Below are 1083 nucleotides of genomic sequence, written 5' to 3'. Positions count from 1 at the left end.
AATAGTTCCTGCGTGTCCTGTCTGTGAAAAATGAGTTTCAACAACAGCATGACATCATCATCTGTCAGGCGTTCCGGCTCTTGCAGAAAACTTTCCAGCATACCGCCACGGGTACAGAGCCGGTGCGTCCGTTCCTTTCGGGTAAGCTGTTTCAACTGGTGCTGCAATGCCTTTTCATCATTGATGGCTTTCCGCAGTTTCTTTTCGCTTTTTTCCAACTCCCGATTGAGTTTTTCCAGCTTTGAGGTATCAGGCAAGGGCAGCGTCCTCCTTTCCCGGTATCAGCACATAAATCCGGTTTGGTTCTCCAATGCCCTGACGCACCCGCATGATAAGTCCGGCAGTTTCCAGTTCATTCAGAGAACGCTTGACCGTCATGGAGCTGCGGGACAGGACTGCGGCAATGGCTGTGACAGGGAAGCAGACAAAGAGGATTCCGTTCTCGTCCTCCTGCCCTTTGGAGAGCATAGCGTCCAGCATCCGGCAGTACATGATCTTTGCGGTGCTGCTGACTGGAAATCCTGTCAACGCTCTGGGAAAAGGCATACAGGGCGGCAATGGTGTGTCTATCGTCATAAATTCAAAATTCATTCTGTGTGTTCCTCCTTTTTCTTTGCTCGTTTGGATAAATAACAGGGGCAGTCAATCACAACCGCCCGGAAGCTCTGCTTGCACCCATGCTGGCATTTCCGGCATAATTCGTTGTAAGTGACACGCCCCCGGTCATTGAGGTAAAAGGAAAGCTCATACTTCCTCTTTTTGCTCATTCTCGGCATATTGCGCTTCCTCCCGTTTTAGTGTATGGTTTCGGGGCGATTTTCGGTAAAATTACAGCCATAGAGCCGCTTAAAATCTCCCGAAGTATCAGCGATAGGGTAGACTGTCCCCCTATCAGATTGTTGTGTTTCGGTATCATTTCGGTGTCAGTTCGCCAGTTCTCCCCGGTGTCGTTCCTCCCCTGAATCTCACAGCGGCGTATCGCTCCCTTTGGTACGCTCGTTTTGGTCAGGGTTCCTCCATATCCCTGCCAAAATTCATGGCGCTACATCGCCGGGGAAGCATATCCCACACAGGCTGGTCATT

Annotated in this window: 3 protein-coding genes; all 3 read right to left on the bottom strand. The window is 50.5% G+C overall.

Annotated features, from left to right (window positions below; genetic code table 11):
* A partial coding sequence (locus DWZ40_RS19170) for a DUF3847 domain-containing protein (RefSeq protein ID WP_118544366.1) occupies positions 1 to 257 on the bottom strand: 257 nt, incomplete at its 3' end.
* The gene (locus DWZ40_RS19165; protein ID WP_118544276.1) at positions 250 to 591 is read right to left on the bottom strand and encodes a DeoR family transcriptional regulator; all 342 of its coding nucleotides are present in this window, start codon (positions 589 to 591) and stop codon (positions 250 to 252) included. The genes DWZ40_RS19165 and DWZ40_RS19170, both read right to left, overlap by 8 nt.
* Complete coding sequence (locus DWZ40_RS19160; RefSeq protein WP_005927683.1) at positions 588 to 776, bottom strand: hypothetical protein; 189 nt, start codon at positions 774 to 776, stop codon at positions 588 to 590. Before DWZ40_RS19160 ends, DWZ40_RS19165 begins: the two co-directional genes overlap by 4 nt.
* Positions 777 to 1083: the final 307 nt, after the last annotated feature.

It is taken from the genome of Clostridium sp. AF32-12BH (assembly GCF_003477935.1).
GTDB lineage: Bacteria > Bacillota > Clostridia > Lachnospirales > Lachnospiraceae > Brotaphodocola.
This window is presented reverse-complemented; position numbering and strand designations above follow the sequence as displayed.